Below are 18,429 nucleotides of genomic sequence, written 5' to 3' on the forward strand. Positions count from 1 at the left end.
AAGCCCCGCGTCCGCAGGGCTGGGCACGGCCCCAACGGCCGCCGCGTCCCGATGTGCACGGGCACAGCCGGGGCCCGCTATGTCACGATCCGGCGGGAATGCGCGTCCGTCCGCCGCCGGTTGCCCGGTGGCGGACGGACGCCCCCCCCAGTGACAGAGCATCAGGATCAGGAAGCGTGGGGGCAGTTGCCCCGGTACTCCGCGATCGTGAGGCTCGGCCGCGGCAGCGGGCAGAGGAACTGCTCGTAGCGGGTGTCGTTGTCGATGAACCGCTTCAGCCAGGAAATGCTGTACTTCGCGATCGTCGTGTTGGACGAGTTCGGCGTGAAGTGGGTGGCGCCGTTGAGCTCCAGGTATGCCTTGTCCAGGGAGCCGGGCAGCGACTCGTAGAACGGCTCGGAGTGGGTGGCGACGGGGGCGACGGTGTCGCCGTCCGCGCCGACGACGAGGGTCGGCGTCTTCAGCTCGGGCCAGGTCTTGTCGGTGTTCCAGCCCGTCAGCGGGATCGCCGCCTTCAGGGACGTACGGCTCTTGGCGGCCTCCAGGGTGCCGCCGCCGCCCATCGAGTGCCCCATCACGCCGAGCCGGGAGGTGTCGATGCGGCTGCGCACCGAGCTGGTCTTGGTCAAGTAGTCCAGTGCGGACAGGAGTTGGCGTCCGCGGCTGTCGGGCTGGTCGAGCGTGGTGTTGGTGTCGATGGTGAAGACCACGAAGCCCTGCGAGGCGAGGCGCGGCCCGAGCCAGGCGATGCTCGACTGGTAGGCGGTGAAGCCGGGCGAGATGACGACCGCGCCGAAGGTGCCGTCGGCGGTGGACGTCGGGTAGTAGACGGTGCCGCCGCCGAAGCCCGACACGCTCAGCGAGGAGACGCTGGTCTGCGAGACGGCGTAGGAGCCGCGCGAGGCCTCGATGCTGGAGTTGGTGGGCGCGGGCCCACGCTCGTAGGGGTTGTCGGCGGCGGCCTGGGCGCCGGGCGCGAGGCCCGTGCCGAGGAGGCCGGCGGTGGCGACCGCGGCGGCCAGGGTTGCCCGCACCACAGGGCGGGAGAAGACGTGCAGGCGCACGGAGGGGTCCTCTCTGTCGGGGCGGAGCCACACAGGAGGAAGGAGATGAGCCCCGGTGGAGACCGCCGTGTTGGTTGGCGGTCCCCACCGTGGCGCTGTTGACGGGGTGTCGACATCGGCGAAATCACCGGTGTCGCGCGCACGTCGGCCGTACGGGGGTGTCAGCCGCGCAGGGGCCCCTCACACGAGTAGTCCGACGTTCCGGCGCGTCCGCCGGTCCAGATGTCCACCTCGCCGAAGGTGCAGTTCATGTCGGTGAGGTTGTTGTCGCCGCCCGCCGCGCGGTCGAGGATGTAGGCGTCGACGGTCTCGGACATGTCCTTGAAGACCCGGTCGGGGCTGGCCGCGTCGCCCAGGTTCGCGGTGATCCGCCCGGCGCACACGAACCGCGGGCGCCCCGGAGCGCTGGTGGAGCGGCAGTCGGGCGTGATGCCGGTCGTGGCGACGAAGGAGGAGCGGACCTGGCCGGCGGTGCTGTCGCGCAGCCGGTCCACGGGCACGTACGCGGTGTCGGGCACGAACAGCTCGTCGACGTGCGCGATCTGCTCGTCGAGGAAGGCGTCGTACGCGCGCTGCAGCCCGGCGTCCCGGCCCAGGCGGTCGCGCCAGGCGTCGAAGGCGCCCGGATCGTCCGAGCGCAGGTAGCGGTACATCTCCTTGAGCAGCGCCGGGCGTTCGGCCCACAGGAACTCGAAGAACGTGCCCGCGTAGTCGTAGAAGCGGAAGCCGTCCCCGTCGTAGGTGGCGTGCAGCAGCTGGTTCACGCTCATGCGCGGCCCGCCGCCCGCGGTGTCGTCGATGATGCCCTGGACGAGGGACTTGCGGACCTTGATGCCGTCGTCGCGGGTGGCGCCGTCGAAGAACTCCGCGGTGCCCTCGTCCATCGCGGTCGTCCGGTCCCCCTCGTACCAGCGCCCCTCGCCGAAGAAGCCGGGCACCGCCCAGCGGCCGTTGAGGTAGTGCGTGTACTCGTGGCGGAAGAGTTCCTCCAGCGTCAGCGAGGAGTCCTGGGGGACGCGCCGCTGGTAGGTGTAGAAGGTCGCGCCCTTCTCGATGTAGACGCCGCCGTTGTCGGTGCCCATGCCGGTCAGGAGCGGATGGTAGTTCTCGTAGTCGGCGCGCGAGGCGTACAGGACGGTGGTCAGGGTGGTGTTGGGGTCGCCGCCGAGCGGCTTCTCGGTGCCGACGACGCGGTGGAACTGGGCCTTGACCTGCTTGCTCGCGTAGTAGAGCTGGTCGACGGTGCGGCGGTCGAGCGCGGTGCGGACCTTCATGCCGCCCTCGTCGTAGGTGTAGGTCTGCGGGAAGAGGCGGCGTTCGATGTCGTCGCGGCACACCTGGTACGGCTTGCAGGCGTCGAACTCGATCAGCCAGGTGACGGCCTTGGCCCACGGAGCGCTGCCGTCACCGAAGGTGCGGGCGGTGGTGTCCAGGAGCGGGCCGAGCCCGGCGACGATCTCGCCGCGCAGGGCGTCGATCTGGCCCATCCGCCCGTACTCGCTGACCGCGTCACGAGCCACCCAGGCATTGGACCCGCCCTTGAGATGGGCGTATCCGCCGAACGCCTTGAACCCGGCCCGGTAGGAGGGGTCGGCGGCCACCGCCGCACGAAAGGCGGCGTCCTGGTTGCCGGGGTAGACGCCGAGGTAGTTCAGGGAGAGCGCGGCGAGGGCGGCACCGGCCCAGCTCGCGTCCCGCGCGGTGTCGGGATGGGCGGCGTCCATGGTCGCCAGGACCCTTTTGACCAACGGGAGTTGGTGCTGGCGCAGCCCCGCAGCGCTGGCCGCGGTCAGCGCCTCGCGCAGGGTCTCGGCATTGGAGCGGGTGACGTCGAAGGCGCGGGAGGCCTTGCCGAATGCGTCGACCGCCCCGCGCATGGCGGCCAGGGTCGCCGGGTCGGAGAGGTCGACCTCGTCGTGCGAGAAGCCCTGGTAGGAGACGGCATGGAGGTAGGTGAACAGCTCCAGGAGGTGAGTGCCGTTGGTGGCGTCGTGGGAGGCGGCGAGCTGGGTGATGCGCCGGGAGACGGCCTGGATGTGCGCGGCCGACATGACCGGTGCGAGGCGCTTGTCCCAGGTCCAGATGAGACCGCGCAGACAGCCGTCGGCGGTGATGGCGGGGTCGGCGAGAAACGCGGTGAACTCTGCGGGCGACAGGCCGGTGACGCCGTCGAGCGTGCACGGCACCAACACCTTGCCGACTCGTGCGCGGGGCACGTCTGACGTGGCCTTCTTCTTGTCCGTACGGGCGCCGGGGACGCGGCCGCCGGTGAGCCCGCCGGGGGCGGGGAGCTGCCGGGCTGCGGACTTCGGGGCGCTGGCGCGGCGGTCGACCCGGTCTAACGGGTTCGGCGCCCCGGGTCCCGGAGCGGCGGGAGCGTCGGGCGCGGTGGTGGCCGGACGCCGGGCGGGATCGGGGGCGTCGGCGGGTGCGGCCGGTGCGGCAGTGGCGCACAGGGCCACGGATATCGCGGCGACGACCACGGATCTGCGAAGGGTTCGGGGCTGGTGCACGACAGGCTCCTGGAGTGTGGGAGGTGCACGGAGGGCCGAGGGCACCAACTGCCGTACGTACAAAGGCATTTGACGGTCAAGGCCCTGCGCCATGTGATGCGTAACGTAGTAATGTGAAATGGTACTGACAACCCCTCAGACGCTAGACAGCTCCCAACTCCCCCTCGGTCACTGCCCGTTCGTCACACTTGTGACCTTGTACGCTGGTGAACCACTCGGGGCGGGCGCGCGGGCCACGACCTGCGGGCCACGAAGGGATCACCACCATGGGTCACCTCACACAGCGCACCCTCGTCACCCCCCGGGAGCGGCTGCGCGACCAGGTCGCCCACCACCTGCGGGCCGCACTGATATCCGGCGAGCTGCGGCCCGGCGAGGTCTACTCGGCGCCCGTGCTCGCCGAGGACTTCGGGATCTCCGCGACGCCGGTGCGCGAGGCGATGCTCGACCTGGCCCGCGAGGGCCTGGTGGAGCCGGTCCGCAACAAGGGCTTCCGCGTCACCGAGGTCAACGAACGCGACCTCGACCAGTACACCGAGATCCGCACCCTCATCGAAGTGCCCATGGTCGGCCGCATCACCCGGTCCGCCGCACGCGCGGAGCTGGAGCGGCTGCGCCCGGTGGCCGACGAGATCGTCCGCGCGGCCCGCGACCACGACCTCATCGGCTATCTGGAAGCCGACCGGCAGTTCCATCTCTCCCTGCTCGCGCTCGGCGGCAACGACCGGCTCGTCGAGACCGTCGGCGACCTGCGCAAGCGCTCCCGCCTGTACGGACTGACGGCGCTGGACGAGCGCGGGCGCCTCATCCCGTCGGCGCAGGAGCACATCGAGCTGCTCGACCTGATGGTCGCCGGTGACGCCGAAGGGGCGGAAGCGTGCATGACCCGCCATCTCGGGCATGTCCGCTCACTCTGGGCGCGCGGCGACAAGGAGTAGGGCCCGGTCCGCCCCGGGCTGACCTACCCGCGAGTTCGTTTGATTCTTCAACGCATTGCGCGGTTCATTGACGCGGACCGTTCACGTCTTTATGGTCGCCTGACCTTCCCCGGCGACCCCGCAACGGAGCACAATGAGGTCCCTCCCCCGCACGGCCCGGTTCATCGCACCCTTCCTCGTGGGTGTGCTGGCGGCGGCCGTTCCCCCCACCGCGGCGGCCGGCACCGCGACACCGCGTACCGAAGCGCCGACGACGCCCGCGCTCTCCGGTGACGGCTGGACGATGACGTCCACCCGCATCGACGCCAAGGACACGTACCACGCCTTCGTCGGCAACGGTTATCTCGGCCAGCGCGTCGCGCCCAACGGAAGCGGCTACACCGCCTCCGACGCCAAGACCGGATGGCCGCTGTTCACCCCCCGCTACGACGGCTCCTTCGTCTCCGGGCTCTACGCCCACAACAAGGAAACCACCGAGAACCGCCAGGTCGCCGCGGCCATCCCCACCTGGTCGCCGCTCACGGTCTCCACCGGCGGGCATGATTCCGAGACGTTCACCTCCGCGACACCGGCCTCCCGGATCTCGCACTACCGGCAGAGCCTGGACCTGCGCCGCGGCCTGGTGCGCACCGAGCTCACCTGGACGGCGAAGGACGGCCGGGCCACCGATCTCGTCTACGACGTCCTCGCCGACCGCGACAACCCCCACGTCGGCGCCGTACGCCTGCGCATGACCCCGCACTGGGACGGCGACGCGAAGGTCACCGACCGCATCGACGGACGCGGCGCGCGACGCGTCTCCCCCACCGCCGAAGGCACCCGCGCCGACCGGGGGACCATGACCGTGGGTTTCCGCACGCAGGGTACGAAGACCGAAGGGACGGTCGCCTCGACACTCCGCGCAGGGCACGGAGTGCGTACAGGAAATGAACAAGCTTCCGCTGACGCCCGCAAGTTGAGCGCGCATCAGTCCGTCGGCGTCCCCGTCCGGTCCGGACAGACCTACGAACTCACCAAGTACGTGGGCGTCGACACCGCACTGACCTCCCGCTCCCCCGAACGCGACGCCGTGGCGGCCTCGCAGCGGGCCGCCGGACGCGGCTGGGACGCCCTCTTCAGCGGGCACACCGCCGCCTGGCGCAAGCTGTGGCGCAGCGACATCGAGGTGCCCGGCCGCGGCGACCTGCAGTCATGGGTGCGATCCGCCCAGTACGGGCTGCTCTCCAGCACCCGTACCGGCTCATCCAACAGCATCTCCCCCACCGGCCTGAGCAGCGACAACTACGCCGGCCTCGTCTTCTGGGACGCGGAGACCTGGATGTACCCGGCTCTCCTCGCCGCCCACCCCGACCTCGCCAAGTCCGTCGTGGACTACCGCTACCGCACCAGGGACGCCGCCCGCGCCAACGCCAAGCAGCTCGGCCACCGCGGCCTCTTCTACCCCTGGACCAGCGCGGGCAGGGGCGACCTCAAGTCCGAGTGCCACAGCGTCGACCCGCCGCACTGCCGCACCCAGAACCACCTCCAGAGCGACGTCGCCCTGGCCACCTGGCAGTACTACCTCGCCACCAAGGACACCCACTGGCTGCGCACCCGCGGCTGGCCCGTGATCAAGGGGATTGCCGAGTTCTGGGCCGACCGCGCCACACACAACGCCGACGGCAGCTACTCCATCAAGGACGTCGCCGGGCCCGACGAGTACAGCAACGGCGTCGACGACGGCGTGTTCACCAACGCGGGCGCCGCCACCACCCTGCGCACCGCCGGCCGCGTCGCACAGATCCTCGGCGAGGGCACCCCGGCGAGCTGGAACACCGTGGCCGACAAGCTGCGCATCCCCTACGACAAGAAGAAGCAGGTCTTCAAGCAGTACGACGGCTACAAGGGCTCGGTCATCAAGCAGGCGGACACCGTGCTCCTGATGTACCCGCTGGAGTGGCCGATGTCGAAGAAGGCCGCCACCAACACCCTCGACTACTACGCGGCCCGCACCGACCCCGACGGCCCCGCCATGACCGACTCGGTGCACGCCATCGACGCCGCGTCCATCGGTGAGCCCGGCTGCTCCGCGTACACCTATCTGGAGCGTTCCATCCGGCCCTTCGTCCGCGGCCCCTTCAACCTCTTCTCCGAAGCGCGCGGCGACAAGGCGGGGGCCACCGACCCGCTGTCGGGCTCCCCGGCCCAGAACTTCACGACCGGCCAGGGCGGTTTCCTCCAGGTCTTCACCAATGGCCTGACCGGGCAGCGGCTGCGCGAGAACAGCGTGCACCTCGACCCGATGCTGCCGCCGCAGCTGTCGCAGGGAATCAAGCTCAACGGACAGCACTGGCAGGGCCGTACGTACGACATCGCCATCGGCCCGCACGAGACCACCGTGCGCCTGACCCACGGTGGGCCCTTCGAGATCGAGACCCCGCAGGGCAAGCAGGTCGTCAGCCAGGGCGCGCCCGCGCACCTCAAGACCCGCCGCCCGGACCTGGAGCCGACCGACAACCTGGCCAGGTGCCGTACGGGCAAGGCCAGTTCGGAACAGCCCGGCCAGTACGCGAAGGCCGCGCTCGACGGCAACACCGCCACCGCCTGGGTCCCCGACTCCGCCCGCGCCACTCTCACCGCGGACCTCGGCAAGGCCTCCCGCATCTCCGGGATCACCCCGCACTGGACGGACGTGAAGCCGAAGAAGCACACCGTGCAGACGTCGCTCGACGGGCGGCACTGGAGCAAGGCCTCACCGGGCGGAGACGACGGAGACACGCAAGCCCGCTACGTCCGGGTGAAGTTCACCTCCAAGGACGCCAAGAAGCCCGCTGGAATCCAGGAGTTGACCGTAAAGCGATAGTTCGCGGCCGAATCGGCGGGAGCGGTGGTGGAGGCACGGAAATCCAGTGCCTCCAACGCCGCTCCCGTTGTTAACCTGCCGGGCGTGGCAGACGAGGCGTACGCGAATCCCAGACTGGCAGTGCTCTACGACCCGCTCGACCCGGATCGCAGCGACCTGGACGTATACGCCGCTGTCGCAACGGAACTGAACGCGCGTCAGGTACTCGACGTGGGCTGCGGCACCGGCACGTTCGCGCTGCTGCTCGCCGGGCGCGGAATGCGGGTCACCGGCGTGGAACCGGCCGCCGCCTCCCTCGCCGTCGCGCGCTCCAAGCCCGGCAGCGAGCACGTCCGGTGGATCCACGGCGACGCGACCACGCTCCCCGGGATGCAGGTCGACCTCGTCACCATGACCGCCAACGTGGCCCAGGCCATCGCCGACCCGACACTGTGGGAAGACAGCCTGCACGGCATCCACGCCGCCCTGCGCCCCGGCGGCCACCTCGTCTTCGAGACCCGCGACCCCGCCCGGCGGGCATGGGAGGAATGGAACCGCGCCGCGACCCAGCGCACCGTCACCGTCGAGGGCGTCGGGGACATCGAGACCTGGGTGGACGCCACCGACGTGAGCCTGCCGCTGGTCTCCTTCCGCCACACCTACATCCTCGCCGCGACGGGCGAGACCCTCACCTCCGACTCGACCCTGCGCTTCCGCGAGCGCGACGAAGTGACCGCCTCGCTCACGGCGCACGGTTACGCGGTGGACGAGATCCGCGACGCCCCGGACCGCCCCGGCAAGGAGTTCGTCTTCCTCGCCCGCCGCCCGTAGGGCCGAGGGCCCGCAGGCCCGCAGCCCGTCAGCGCAGGGACAGCCGATACGTCAGCGGCGAGCGGCCAGTGATCAATACCCGGATGCCGTCCGGGGTCAGAGAGCCGTTCATCCAGGTGTACCGCTCCCCCGGCTCGACCACGGGAGGCTGCTTGCCGCCCTTGCCGTTGCCAGGGCCGAAGGTGATCCGGTCCTCGCCAACGGTGTAGCTCGCCTCGCCGCTGACCAGCTGATAGGTGTCGTCGGCTCCGCCGACCGGCTCCAGACCATCCCCGGCCAGCTTCCCGCCCCGCCGGAAGCACAGCTCAAGGGCGAGTGGCACGGCGGACTCCGACACGTCGAAGGACAGCTCCCAGCCGCCGTCGTCCGTCTCGCGCACCAGGATCTCGGTGCGCAGCGCCCGGTACTCCTTGGGCCGGTGCGGGAAGTCCATCGCCGACCAGAAGCGCCCGTCGTCGGTGAGCGGATAGAGGCCGTCCTTGCGCCGGTGGCGGCGTGGAAGCGGCTGGTGGAAGGCCGCGCGGACCTCCGCGTGCAGCCGCCAGGCGTCGCCACGGCGCTCAAGGCCCTCGGAGCGGAAGGGGCCCAGCGAGAAGAACTGCGGGGCGAGCCGCAGCGAGTCGAGGATCGCGGCGCCCTTGCGCATCTTGAAGAACGTGGGGTTGGTGGACAGGCCCGATGAGATGGCGTGCAGCTCCGGCAGGTCGGTGCCGCCGAAGATGCTCGCCGTCCGCTCGCCGCGGCGCACGCGCACCAGGCGGCAGCTGTCGTCGTGGTGCGCGAAGTCGGTCGGCAGCTCCTTGGCCGCGGGCAGCTCACGGGCGAGTTCGGGGCGGTCCAGGACCTCGGCGAGCCGGTCGCCCGGCGGGGTCTCGCCGAAGGTCTGCGCCATGCCGCGCTTCTGGATCAGCGCGGCCATGGCCGCGAACGTGCCGTTGCCGTCGCGGATCGCCAGCTCCCGGTACTGGAGCCAGAACTCGGGCAGGTAGCGCAGCGCCGCCTGGTCCTGGCGCCGCGAATGGACGGACTCCACCTCGCCGTTGGGCTCGGTGACATACAGCGAGGCGGTGAGGTTGTCGCGTACGTGTGCGTACAGGTCGCGCCGGTCGTGGAAGCGGGCGAGGGTCAGCAGGGCGGGGTTGGTGACAACCGCCGAGTACGTGGGGCTGCGCTCGCTGTATTCGCCGCCCGCGAGCTGGTCGATGCCCTCCGCCAGCCAGGCGTCGATGCGCCGGGGGTAGGTGGGATCGGGCCAGCGGCGGTGGATGCGGGAGAGTGCCGAGCAGACCAGCCAGCGGTGGTTGGCGGTGTGCACACCGCCGTGGGCGAGTCCGGGTCCTGCCTTGCGCAGGATGCGCTCGATCGTGGACCGCAGCTCGGCGGTGGCCCGTTCGCCGTCCTGGTCGAGCAGGGCGTAGGCGATGTTGAGGTCGACGATGGAGAAGGCGGTGTCGGGCGGTGAGTGGACGGCGCCCTGGTCCCACAATCCGTCGTCGAACTGCTCGTCGGCGAGGGCGTCCGCGAGTTCTGCCAGCGGGCCCGGGAGCGCGCCGTCGTGGTGGTACGCCGATGCGGCGTGTACGTAGACGGAGGTGAGGGTGCGCAGACTGCGGGCGGCGGCGCGGGCCTTGCCCCGGTCGCGCAGTTCGGTGAGGTTGTCGTCGTAGCCGTCGAGGACGGCGGTGGCGCGCGCGTCGGCGGCCTCGGTGAGGAAGCCGAGGAAGCCCTCGTCTCGCCGGGGCTTTGCGGATGCGGCGCCCTCCGCCGCTGCCGCCGCCTGGCCGGACATGGAGCCGATGCCCGCGGCGGTGGCCGTGGCGGAGGTGGCGAGGAAGGTTCTGCGGGCTATCACGCTGTCTCCCCGTGGGGCACGCGGACGCCCCGTACGTCGATGGCGGTCAGGGCCAGGGCCAGCGGCCCCGGTACGAGGAAGGCGAGCGGCAGCATCATCCAGGCGCACAGCGCGGCCGCCGCAAGGGCGAACAGAACCAGAACGCTGCCGCCCACGTCCCGTGCCGCGTCACCGGCGGCGCCGCGCACAGCGGCCCGCCAGTCGGTGAGCGCTTCGGGGCGGGCGCAGGCACGCAGGCCCACGACCACGGCGCACGTCCCGATCGCCGCGGCCGTCACGGCGAAGACGCCGGCTCCGGGCAGCCCCGCCCCGGCAAGCGCCAGGTCCGCGGCGAACAGCAGCACCCCGGCGAGTACGACGGCGCCCGCGGCGAGGTCACCGGGACGGAAGCGTTCCCGCAGCAGCGCCAGGTACCGCCGCGCGGTGGCGGGTTGCTCGTCCCTGGTGCCGCGCACGATCGCGCAGGCGGTGGAGAGCGCCGCCGGAGCGGTGAGCAGCGGCAGACAGGCGAGCGCGGTGATCACCCCGAGGGCCAGGACGTCGGCGAACAGCGTCATCCGCGGCCCGAAGATCTCGCCCGTCTCGCGGGTCCGGGCGCTCATCCCTTGACCCCCGAGTTGGCCATGCCCTCGACCAGGAAGCGCTGGAAGGCGAGGAAGAACAGCACGATCGGCAGGAGCGCGATCACCGACATCGCGAACATCGGGCCGAACGCCGACTGGCTGGAGGCGTCCACGAACGACCGCAGCGCCAGGGTCAGCGTGAACTTCTCCGGCGAGAAGAGATAGATCAGCTGAGTAAAGAAGTCGTTCCACGTCCAGATGAACGTGAAGATCGCCGTGGTGATCAGCGCGGGCCGGGTGAGCGGCAGGACGACCAGGAAGAAGCTGCGGAACGGACCACAGCCGTCGATCCTCGCCGCCTCCTCCAGCTCGCGCGGCAGGCCGCGCATGAACTGCACGATGAGGAAGACGAAGAAGGCCTCGGTGGCCAGGAACTTCGGCAGGATCAGCGGCCAGTAGGTGTTCACCATGCCGAGCTGGTTGAAGATGATGTACTGCGGGATCAGGACCGCGTGGTGCGGCAGCATGATCGTCGCGATCATGAAGGCGAAGAGCGGCCCGCGGAAGCGGAACCGCAGCCGCGCGAACGCGTAGGCGGCCAGGGAGCAGCTCAGTACGTTGCCGAGGACCGCGCCGCCCGCGATCAGCAGGGAGTTGGAGAGCAGCCGGCCCACGGACACGTCGTCCACGCCGTCGAGGGCGGTCGAGTAGTTCGACCACTCCAGCTTGCTGGGCAGCAGGTTCAGGCTCGCGATCACCTCGTCGGCGGGCTTGAGCGACGTGGCGACGAGCCAGGCCAGCGGATAGAGCATGACCAGGAGCGCGGCCAGGCATCCGGCGTGCAGGGCGATGCGGCGCCAGGGAACGGGTCGCCGGCCCGCGGTGGTGGCAGTGGTGGTGGTCATCGCTCCCCCTCGTTCGCGTAGAAGACCCAGGAGCGCGAGGTGCGGAAGAGCACCGCGGTCACGGCTCCGATGGCGATCAGCAGGACCCAGGCCATGGCGGAGGCGTAGCCCATGTGCGAGGCCACGAAGCCGCGGTCGTAGAGGTAGAGCGTGTAGAAGAGGGTGGAGTCCGCGGGCCCGCCCTTGCCTCCGCTCACCGCGAAGGCGGGGGTGAAGACCTGGAAGGCCTGGATGGTCTGGAGCACCAGGTTGAAGAAGAGCACCGGGGACAGCATCGGCAGCGTGATGGAGATGAACTGCCGCTTGCGGCTGGCCCCGTCCACCGCCGCGGCTTCGTAGAGCTCGGTGGGGATCTGCTGCAGGCCGGCCAGGAAGATGACCATGGGGGCGCCGAACTGCCAGACGGTCAGGAGCGCAACGGCGAACAGCGCCCAACCGGGCTTGTTGACCCAGCCGCCGGTGTGGATGCCGATGTCCGAGAGGAGGTTGTCGACGGTGCCGCCGTCGTTGAACACCGCCCGCCACACCAGGGCGATCGACATCGAGGCGCCGAGCAGCGAGGGGGCGTAGAAGGCGGACCGGTAGAAGGCCTTGCCGCGTCGCATGGACTTCAGGGCCAGGGCGACGCCGAGCGCGAGCGCCAGTTGCAGCGGCACGGCGATGACGACGTAGGTCAGGGTCGCGCCGACCGAGCGCCAGTAGCGCGGGTCCTCGGTGAACATCTGGACGTAGTTGCGAAAGCCCACCCAGCGCGGGGCGTTGAACAGGTCGTAGTCGGTGAAGGACAGATACAGCGAGACGGCCATCGGAAGCAGCGTCAGGACGACGGCGCCGAGCACCCAGGGCGAGAGGAACACCCAGGCGGCGCCCTCGCGTTCGCGCTTTCCGCGCGGCCCTCGCGGCGGCTCGGGGCTCTTGGCGCGGGCGGCCTTCGCGGGTATGTCGGTGGTGGTCATGACCGCACCTCCGCCTTCGCCTCGGTGATGAAGTCCTCCGCGGCCTCGCGGGGTGACATCTGCTCGAACGACACCTGGTCGTAGTCCCGCCCGAAGGTGGTCTGCAGGGCGTTGTCGCCCGAGGGCGGGGCCTGCGGCGGCGCTTCGAGCTTCCCGTCGACGGAGTCCTGGTAGTCGGCGACGGTCTTGTCGAAGTCCTTGAGTTCGGGGCCGATGTCGTCGCGGATCGGCTCGTTGACCGGGATACCCCGCGAGGCGCCGAGGATCTTCGCCGCCTTCTCGTCATTGATCATGAAGTCGATGAACTGGGCGGATTCCTCCGGATGTTCGCTGGTGGCCGCGGCGCCCATGAACATCGAGGGCTTGAAGTACTGGCCGGGCGTGCCGTCCGTGCCCGAGGGCATCGGGGCGAGCGTGAGACCTTCGCCGACGATGGGCGTGAAGCCGCTGGAGGGCGCATCCCAGTTGAAGTCGGAGATGGCCTTGCCGCGGGCCAGCGGCTGGTTCTCCACCGTCCCGTCGAGCTGCGTGGTCTGCTCGGCGGCCGATACCGCGCCCTCGCGGCGCAGCTTGTCGGTGAAGGTCCACCAGCGGGTCAGGTCATCGGCGGTGAATCCGAGCTCGCGGTCCTTGGTGTAGAGGGTTTTGCCCTGGCCGCGCAGCCACACCTCAAAACAGTCCTCGCTCTGTCCCGGATCGACGGAGCCGGGCTTCCCGGTCTTCTTCGCAAGGTCCCGCATCGCATCGGCCCAGTCGTCCCAGGTCCAGCCGTTGCGCGGGGGCGTCACCCCGGCCGCCTTCCACTGCTTGGCGTCGTAGACGACGGTCTCGGTGCCCCTGCCCTGCGGGATCGCGTACTGGGTGCCGTCCACGACTCCGGTGGCCAGGAGCCCGGCGTCGATCTCGTCGGTGCGCAGGGCCTTCTTCTGCTTTCCCAGGTCGAGGAGGATGCCGCCGGCCGCGTACTGGTCGATCTGCCGGTAGTCCAGCTGCATCACGTCGGGGGCGTCGCCGCCCGCCGCCTGGGTGGCGAGCTTCTGCTTGTACGCCTCGTAGCCGGCGAACGAGGTCTGCACCGTGATCCCCGGGTGCTCCTTCTCGAACAGCGCGACGGCTTCCTGGGTACGGGCCGCCCGGTCGGGGTTGCCCCACCAGGTGTAGCGCAGCACGGTCTTGCCGCCGCCGCTCGATTCGTCCGAGCCGCCGCAGCCGGTGAGCAGCACGCTGAGCGTGAGCACCGCGGCCGTCGCGCAGGACCACGTTGTCCTGTTTCCGGGCATGCCGATGGCACCTCTCCTCTCCGATACGTGTGTGGTCTTCTGATACGTGTGTGGACTTCTGACAGGCGCTTCGCGGGCCGGTGCGGTTACTCGCCGTGGTACGGCAGCGTGGTGCCCGGCAGCTCGTACTCGTCGCGGCGCCCGCACATGCCGTAGCCGCCACGACGCGATGGCCGACTGTCGTACGAGCCCGATCCCGCGAGGTAGTCGGGGCTGCCGGACGCGAGGGCGTCGAGCTGCGCGCCGGTGCGTTCGGCGGTGGCAAGAGCCCCGGCCCGCCACAGCTCGCGCCAGGTGGGGACCTTGTCCCGCACGAGCCGGGCCGCCGCCTGCTGGAACTCCAGATAGGGGCCGTTGTCCCCGGCCGCAAGCGCCTCGCGCAGCGGCAGGTATCCCTCCACGGCCAGGTCACGGCGTTTGCGGGCGGCGGCTTCCGCCTCGGGGCCTTCCTTCGCGGGGAGCTTGGCCGCGGCGGCGTACCGCTCGGGGTCGGCGAGCACGTCGGGCGGGAAGGTGAAGACGGCGTCGCCGGCCTCGGGCAGGCCGCTGTTCTGCATCAGGACCGTGATCCGCAGATCGCCGCCCTGCACCATCCGGTGCACGGTGCCGGGCGTGAACCACGCGACGGAGCCCGCCTCCAGGGGGACCTCGCGGTAGCCGTCGGGGCTGAGCGTCTGGACGGCGCCGCGCCCCCCGGTGACGACGTACGCCTCGGTGCACACCAGGTGCAGATGCGGGCTGCCGCCGCAGACGCCGTCGGCGGCCTCCCAGTCGTAGGCGCTCAGGTGCGAGAGGCCGATGGCGCCGGGCAGCGGGTGCGGAAGGCTCGGCAGCGAGTGGGGAAGGCTCACCATGACAGTCCCTTCAGGTGGGTGGCGACGCGGTCGTGGTCCCAGGCCCCGTCGGCGACGACGATGCGGTAGCGGTAGGTGAAGGATGCGCCGGGCGGCAGCGCGAACTCGTCGAAGAAGGCCCAGGAGAAAGCGACGGTGGGGATGGGTTCGGACCGCACGAACCAGTGCGAGTCATGGATGGCGGTCCCTTCCTCCAGATTCTCGGGGGCGTGCGCGAAGACGAGCGTGGAGTGCGAGTCGACGTCGTCGTGCTCGGCGGTGAAGGCGAGCCAGGGACTCTGGGTGCCCATCAGCTGGGCGGCGTCCTTCTCGTCGTCGGGACCGAAGGCGGTGCCGCCGGTGAAGTCGCGCGGTCCACGCCACTGCAGGCCCGTGTAGCCGGCCATGTCGCGGCCCGCGGTGGTCGGCGAGCCGAAGCGCAGGGGTTCGTCACGGATGTTGGTCAGTCGGATCGACCAGTCAAGGGCCCAGGACCCGGCCTCCTCGTCGACCGAGTGGACGGTGATGTCACGCTCTTCCCTGGCCCACTTCTGACCGCCGTTCTCGATCCAGGTCAGCTCTTCGGTGAGGTGGAAGCGGTCCTCCCCCACGTCCAGGGCGGGGAAGCCGTCGTGGCGCATGGAGCCGACCCGCTCCGGCAGGCGCAGGTAACCCTCGCCGTGGACATAGCAGTTGCCGCCCCAGAAGTTCTGCCCCGACAAATGGCTGGCGGTCATCTGCAGGCCCTTGTGCCAGCGGTGGTCGTTGGGCCGGTATCCCGAGACCTGGTTGCCGGCCAGGGTGCGCAGGGGGTGGATGTAGGGCTTGCGGGCTTCGAAGGGGTCGGGGTCCGGGGCGTATACGTAGCTCATCAGCTCGACGCCGCCGCCCGAGCGGACCGTGATGCGCTCGCCGTGGGTGTGGGTGACCTGGATCGTCATCGTGCGGGGCTCCAGTCGGGGTGGCTGCCGTGCATGGCCGGGTAGTAGGGGTCGCCTGCGGCGATCTCGCCCGCGTGCACCGGCTTTCCGGTGAACGCCGACTTGTAGAGCGCGGCGGCGAATTCGAGAGTGCGCCGGGCGTCGGAGCCGCTGCCCGGCGGCCGTATGCCCTGCTCGTAGGCGTCGAGGAGGGTGCCGAGCTGGGCGGCGTGGGAGCTGGGCACGTCGTCGGCGGGGCTGCGCCAGGCATCCGCCCGTCCGGCGTCGACGTGCGGGGCGGGGGTGTAGGTCCAGTCGGCGTTGGAGTGCCCGTAGAGGTGGGTGAGTTCGACGGTGGCGTCGGCGCAGTCGATGCGTATGCGGCTGACCTCGTCCGGGGACAGGACGCTGTTGACGACGGTGGCGAGCGCGCCGTTCTCGAAGCGCACGAGGGCGGTCGAGACGTCCTCGCTCTCGGTGTCGTGGACGAGGCGTGCCGCCATGGCGCGCACCTCGGTCCAGTCGCCGAGCAGATGCAGCAGCAGGTCGAACTGATGAATGCCGTGCCCCATGGTGGGCCCGCCGCCCTCGCTCTCCCACCGACCGCGCCAGGGCACCGCGTAGTAGGCGCTGTCGCGGTGCCAGGTGGTCTGGCAGTGCGCGACGCGGGGCGCGCCGAGCTCGCCGCTCGCGAGCAGTTCGCGGGCATGGACGGCGCCGGAGCCGTAGCGGTGCTGGAAGACGACGGAGGCGTACGTGCCCGAGGCCTCCTCGGCGGCGGCGATCTCGTCGTACTCGGCGAGCGAGAGACACAGCGGCTTCTCGCACAGCACCCACGCGCCGGCCTTGAGGGCGGCCACGGTCTGTGCGCGGTGCAGCGAGGGCGGGGTGCCGATCAGGACCAGGTCGGGACGGACCTCGTCGAGCATGGCGTCGAAGTCGCCGTAGCCCTCAACATTCATGCCCAGCGCCCCGGCCTCCGTACGGAAGGCGTCGAGCCGGGCGGGGTCGACGTCGACGGCGGCTCTCAGCTCGATCCGGTCGGAGTGGGCCCGCAGCGCGGGCAGATGACTGCCGGTCACGATGCCGCCGGTGCCGACGACCGCGGCCCGTAGACGGGTGGGGGTGGCCCGTAGACGCGTGGGGGTGGAGGACATACGGTCTCCTCGAACGAGCTTAGAAAGCGCTTGCACTGGGGCCGACCCTAGGCACCGCGGGAATGTCAGGACAAGACCTCGGAGCCGAAAACTGAAACGACTCAACATGTGGACGTCACGGTCCGGTCCGGGCGCACCCGCGGGGGCGTCCTGGTCTGGTCCGGGTACGCCGGATCGGTCGGCGGATTGCAGAAAAATCGCAGCCAGGTACGGCAATACCGGCATCGCGGTGGGACTTTCCTGCAATGCCTGCAGGCATACCCGCCTGCTCCGCACCCGCGGGGCCGCCAATGGCCAGCGACTCGAGGCGCCCGCGAGGCCCGGTCCGGGCGCACTCGCGAACGTCGCCGCGCGTTCACCACCTCCCCGCAAAGCCCCGTCCGAACGCCCGCACCCTCCCTCTGCACCTCCCTCCCCCCTCTGCCCGAAGGGAATCCCCCATGCCTCCCGATACCGCGCACCGTCGCCGCTGTGCCGTGGTGGGACTCGGCGCCCGCGCCCAGCTCTTCACCGAGGCGCTCGCCGGCCCCTACGCGGACCGGATCGACCTGGCCGCCTTCTGCGATGTCAACGCGCACCGCATGGCCGTCCACAACGCCTGGCTGGCCCCCACCCGCCCCGGCCTACCACCCATCCCCGCCTACTCAGCCGACGACTTCGAGGAGATGCTGAGCCGCGAGCGCATAGACCTCGTCGTGGTCTGCACTGTCGATCACCTGCACGACCACTACATCGTGCGCGCGCTCGAAGCGGGCTGTGACGTGGTCACCGAGAAGCCGATGACCACGACCGCCGAGCGCGCCCGCCGCATCCTCGACGCCAAGCGCCGCACGGGCCGCGAGGTGAGGGTCGCCTTCAACTACCGCTACAACCCGGTGCACTCCGCCGTACGCGACCTCATCGCGGGCGGCGAGATCGGCGAGGTCGGCTCAGTCCATTTCGAGTGGCTGCTGGACCTGAGGCACGGCGCGGACTATTTCCGCCGCTGGCACCGCGACAAGGCCAACTCCGGCGGCCTGATGGTCCACAAGGCCACCCACCATTTCGACCTGGTCAACTGGTGGCTGGGCGCACAGCCCGAGACCGTCTACGCACAGGGCGGACTCTTCTTCTACGGCGAGGAGGCGGGCACCCGTCGCGGCCTGGCCCGCGACTACACCCGCGCCCACAACTCCCCCGCAGCCGAGGGCGATCCTTTCGCGATCCGCCTGGCCGACTCCTCCGTACTCAGCGCCCTGTACCTGGACGCGGAGGCCGAGGACGGCTACCACCGCGACCAGAACGTGTTCGGCCCCGGCGTGAGCATCGAGGACGACATGGCGGTCCTCGTCTGCTATTCCTCCGGCGCGACCCTGACCTACCACCTCACCGCATACGCACCCTGGGAGGGCTACCGGATCGCCTGCAACGGAAGCGAGGGCCGCATCGAACTCCTCGTGGAGGAGTCCACCTGGACGCGCCCCGATGTACGGAGCGACGGTGCGAGCGCCGTGATGCACGGTGCGGCGATCGGCGACGAGGCGGGCCGTACCCAACTCCTGGTGCGCCGCTTCTGGGAGGAGCCACGGGAGGTGAAGGTGCCCACGGGCGAGGGCGGGCACGGGGGCGGGGACGTACGCATGCTGGCCGATCTCTTCGGCGAGCGGACGCCGGGCGAGGCGGATCCCCTGGGCCGCGCGGCGAACGCCGACGACGGAGCCCTCTCCCTGGCGACGGGCCTCGCCGCGAACCGCTCGTTCGCTACGGGGTTTCCGGTGGATGCGCGGAGTCTGATGGAGCGGTGAGCTGAGGGAGGG

At 70.5% G+C, this 18,429-nt stretch carries 14 protein-coding genes; 4 read left to right on the top strand and 10 right to left on the bottom strand.

The window, feature by feature from the left end; genetic code table 11:
• Window positions 1–167: 167 nt before the first annotated feature.
• Entirely contained in the window at window positions 168–1,064 is an 897-nt protein-coding gene (bdeA, locus tag ACWFR3_RS03525) for a bis(hydroxyethyl) terephthalate hydrolase (RefSeq protein ID WP_453732863.1), read from the bottom strand.
• A gap of 161 nt (window positions 1,065–1,225) precedes the next feature.
• The gene (locus ACWFR3_RS03530; RefSeq protein ID WP_453732864.1) at window positions 1,226–3,577 is read right to left on the bottom strand and encodes a collagenase; all 2,352 of its coding nucleotides are present in this window, start codon (window positions 3,575–3,577) and stop codon (window positions 1,226–1,228) included.
• A 266-nt stretch (window positions 3,578–3,843) separates the two neighbouring features.
• Here ACWFR3_RS03530 and ACWFR3_RS03535 point away from each other — a divergent pair, with 266 nt between their 5' ends.
• From ACWFR3_RS03535 to ACWFR3_RS03545, 3 genes are all read left to right on the top strand, one after another.
• On the top strand, window positions 3,844–4,515 hold the full coding sequence (locus ACWFR3_RS03535; RefSeq protein WP_453732865.1) for a GntR family transcriptional regulator: 672 nt from the start codon (window positions 3,844–3,846) through the stop codon (window positions 4,513–4,515).
• A gap of 133 nt (window positions 4,516–4,648) precedes the next feature.
• Window positions 4,649–7,357 carry a discoidin domain-containing protein gene (locus ACWFR3_RS03540; protein WP_453732866.1) on the top strand — a complete coding sequence of 903 codons (2,709 nt, stop codon included), beginning with the start codon at window positions 4,649–4,651 and terminating at the stop codon, window positions 7,355–7,357.
• A gap of 84 nt (window positions 7,358–7,441) precedes the next feature.
• Window positions 7,442–8,167, top strand: a complete 726-nt coding sequence (locus tag ACWFR3_RS03545; protein WP_453732867.1) for a class I SAM-dependent methyltransferase — start codon at window positions 7,442–7,444, stop codon at window positions 8,165–8,167.
• A gap of 28 nt (window positions 8,168–8,195) precedes the next feature.
• Here the strand turns inward: ACWFR3_RS03545 and ACWFR3_RS03550 are convergent, their stop codons facing one another.
• From ACWFR3_RS03550 to ACWFR3_RS03585, 8 genes are all read right to left on the bottom strand, one after another.
• Window positions 8,196–10,019, bottom strand: a complete 1,824-nt coding sequence (locus ACWFR3_RS03550) for a hypothetical protein (protein WP_453732868.1) — start codon at window positions 10,017–10,019, stop codon at window positions 8,196–8,198.
• A complete protein-coding gene (locus tag ACWFR3_RS03555) occupies window positions 10,016–10,621 on the bottom strand; it encodes a hypothetical protein (RefSeq protein WP_453732869.1) in 606 nt (201 codons plus the stop codon). The genes ACWFR3_RS03550 and ACWFR3_RS03555 overlap by 4 nt, the downstream gene beginning before the upstream one ends.
• Window positions 10,618–11,487: a carbohydrate ABC transporter permease gene (locus ACWFR3_RS03560; protein ID WP_453732870.1), complete on the bottom strand. Its 870-nt coding sequence runs from the start codon at window positions 11,485–11,487 to the stop codon at window positions 10,618–10,620. Before ACWFR3_RS03560 ends, ACWFR3_RS03555 begins: the two co-directional genes overlap by 4 nt.
• On the bottom strand, window positions 11,484–12,443 hold the full coding sequence (locus tag ACWFR3_RS03565) for a carbohydrate ABC transporter permease (RefSeq protein WP_453732871.1): 960 nt from the start codon (window positions 12,441–12,443) through the stop codon (window positions 11,484–11,486). The genes ACWFR3_RS03560 and ACWFR3_RS03565 overlap by 4 nt, the downstream gene beginning before the upstream one ends.
• The gene (locus tag ACWFR3_RS03570; RefSeq protein WP_453732872.1) at window positions 12,440–13,723 is read right to left on the bottom strand and encodes an ABC transporter substrate-binding protein; all 1,284 of its coding nucleotides are present in this window, start codon (window positions 13,721–13,723) and stop codon (window positions 12,440–12,442) included. The genes ACWFR3_RS03565 and ACWFR3_RS03570 overlap by 4 nt, the downstream gene beginning before the upstream one ends.
• Before the next feature lie 86 nt (window positions 13,724–13,809).
• Window positions 13,810–14,577 (bottom strand): cupin, encoded by a 768-nt coding sequence (locus ACWFR3_RS03575; protein WP_453732873.1) that lies wholly within the window; start codon window positions 14,575–14,577, stop codon window positions 13,810–13,812.
• Entirely contained in the window at window positions 14,571–15,497 is a 927-nt protein-coding gene (locus ACWFR3_RS03580) for a DUF6807 domain-containing protein (protein WP_453732874.1), read from the bottom strand. Before ACWFR3_RS03580 ends, ACWFR3_RS03575 begins: the two co-directional genes overlap by 7 nt.
• Complete coding sequence (locus ACWFR3_RS03585) at window positions 15,494–16,633, bottom strand: Gfo/Idh/MocA family protein (RefSeq protein ID WP_453732875.1); 1,140 nt, start codon at window positions 16,631–16,633, stop codon at window positions 15,494–15,496. Before ACWFR3_RS03585 ends, ACWFR3_RS03580 begins: the two co-directional genes overlap by 4 nt.
• A 440-nt stretch (window positions 16,634–17,073) precedes the next feature.
• On the opposite strand from ACWFR3_RS03585, the gene ACWFR3_RS03590 reads away from it, so the two are divergent.
• On the top strand, window positions 17,074–18,417 hold the full coding sequence (locus tag ACWFR3_RS03590; RefSeq protein ID WP_453732876.1) for a Gfo/Idh/MocA family protein: 1,344 nt from the start codon (window positions 17,074–17,076) through the stop codon (window positions 18,415–18,417).
• Window positions 18,418–18,429: the final 12 nt, after the last annotated feature.

It is taken from the genome of Streptomyces sp. NPDC055189 (assembly GCF_053606765.1).

Excerpts from the sequence above, each read along its gene's own strand:
- ACWFR3_RS03535 (WP_453732865.1), top strand. The coding sequence starts at position 3,844 with ATGGGTCACCTCACACAGCGCACCCTCGTCACCCCCCGGGAGCGGCTG.
- ACWFR3_RS03575 (WP_453732873.1), bottom strand. The coding sequence starts at position 14,577 with ATGGTGAGCCTTCCCCACTCGCTGCCGAGCCTTCCGCACCCGCTGCCC.
- ACWFR3_RS03565 (WP_453732871.1), bottom strand. The coding sequence starts at position 12,443 with ATGACCACCACCGACATACCCGCGAAGGCCGCCCGCGCCAAGAGCCCC.
- ACWFR3_RS03560 (WP_453732870.1), bottom strand. The coding sequence starts at position 11,487 with ATGACCACCACCACTGCCACCACCGCGGGCCGGCGACCCGTTCCCTGG.
- ACWFR3_RS03555 (WP_453732869.1), bottom strand. The coding sequence starts at position 10,621 with ATGAGCGCCCGGACCCGCGAGACGGGCGAGATCTTCGGGCCGCGGATG.
- ACWFR3_RS03585 (WP_453732875.1), bottom strand. The coding sequence starts at position 16,633 with ATGTCCTCCACCCCCACGCGTCTACGGGCCACCCCCACCCGTCTACGG.
- ACWFR3_RS03570 (WP_453732872.1), bottom strand. The coding sequence starts at position 13,723 with ATGCCCGGAAACAGGACAACGTGGTCCTGCGCGACGGCCGCGGTGCTC.
- ACWFR3_RS03590 (WP_453732876.1), top strand. The coding sequence starts at position 17,074 with ATGCCTCCCGATACCGCGCACCGTCGCCGCTGTGCCGTGGTGGGACTC.
- ACWFR3_RS03540 (WP_453732866.1), top strand. The coding sequence starts at position 4,649 with ATGAGGTCCCTCCCCCGCACGGCCCGGTTCATCGCACCCTTCCTCGTG.
- ACWFR3_RS03580 (WP_453732874.1), bottom strand. The coding sequence starts at position 15,497 with ATGACGATCCAGGTCACCCACACCCACGGCGAGCGCATCACGGTCCGC.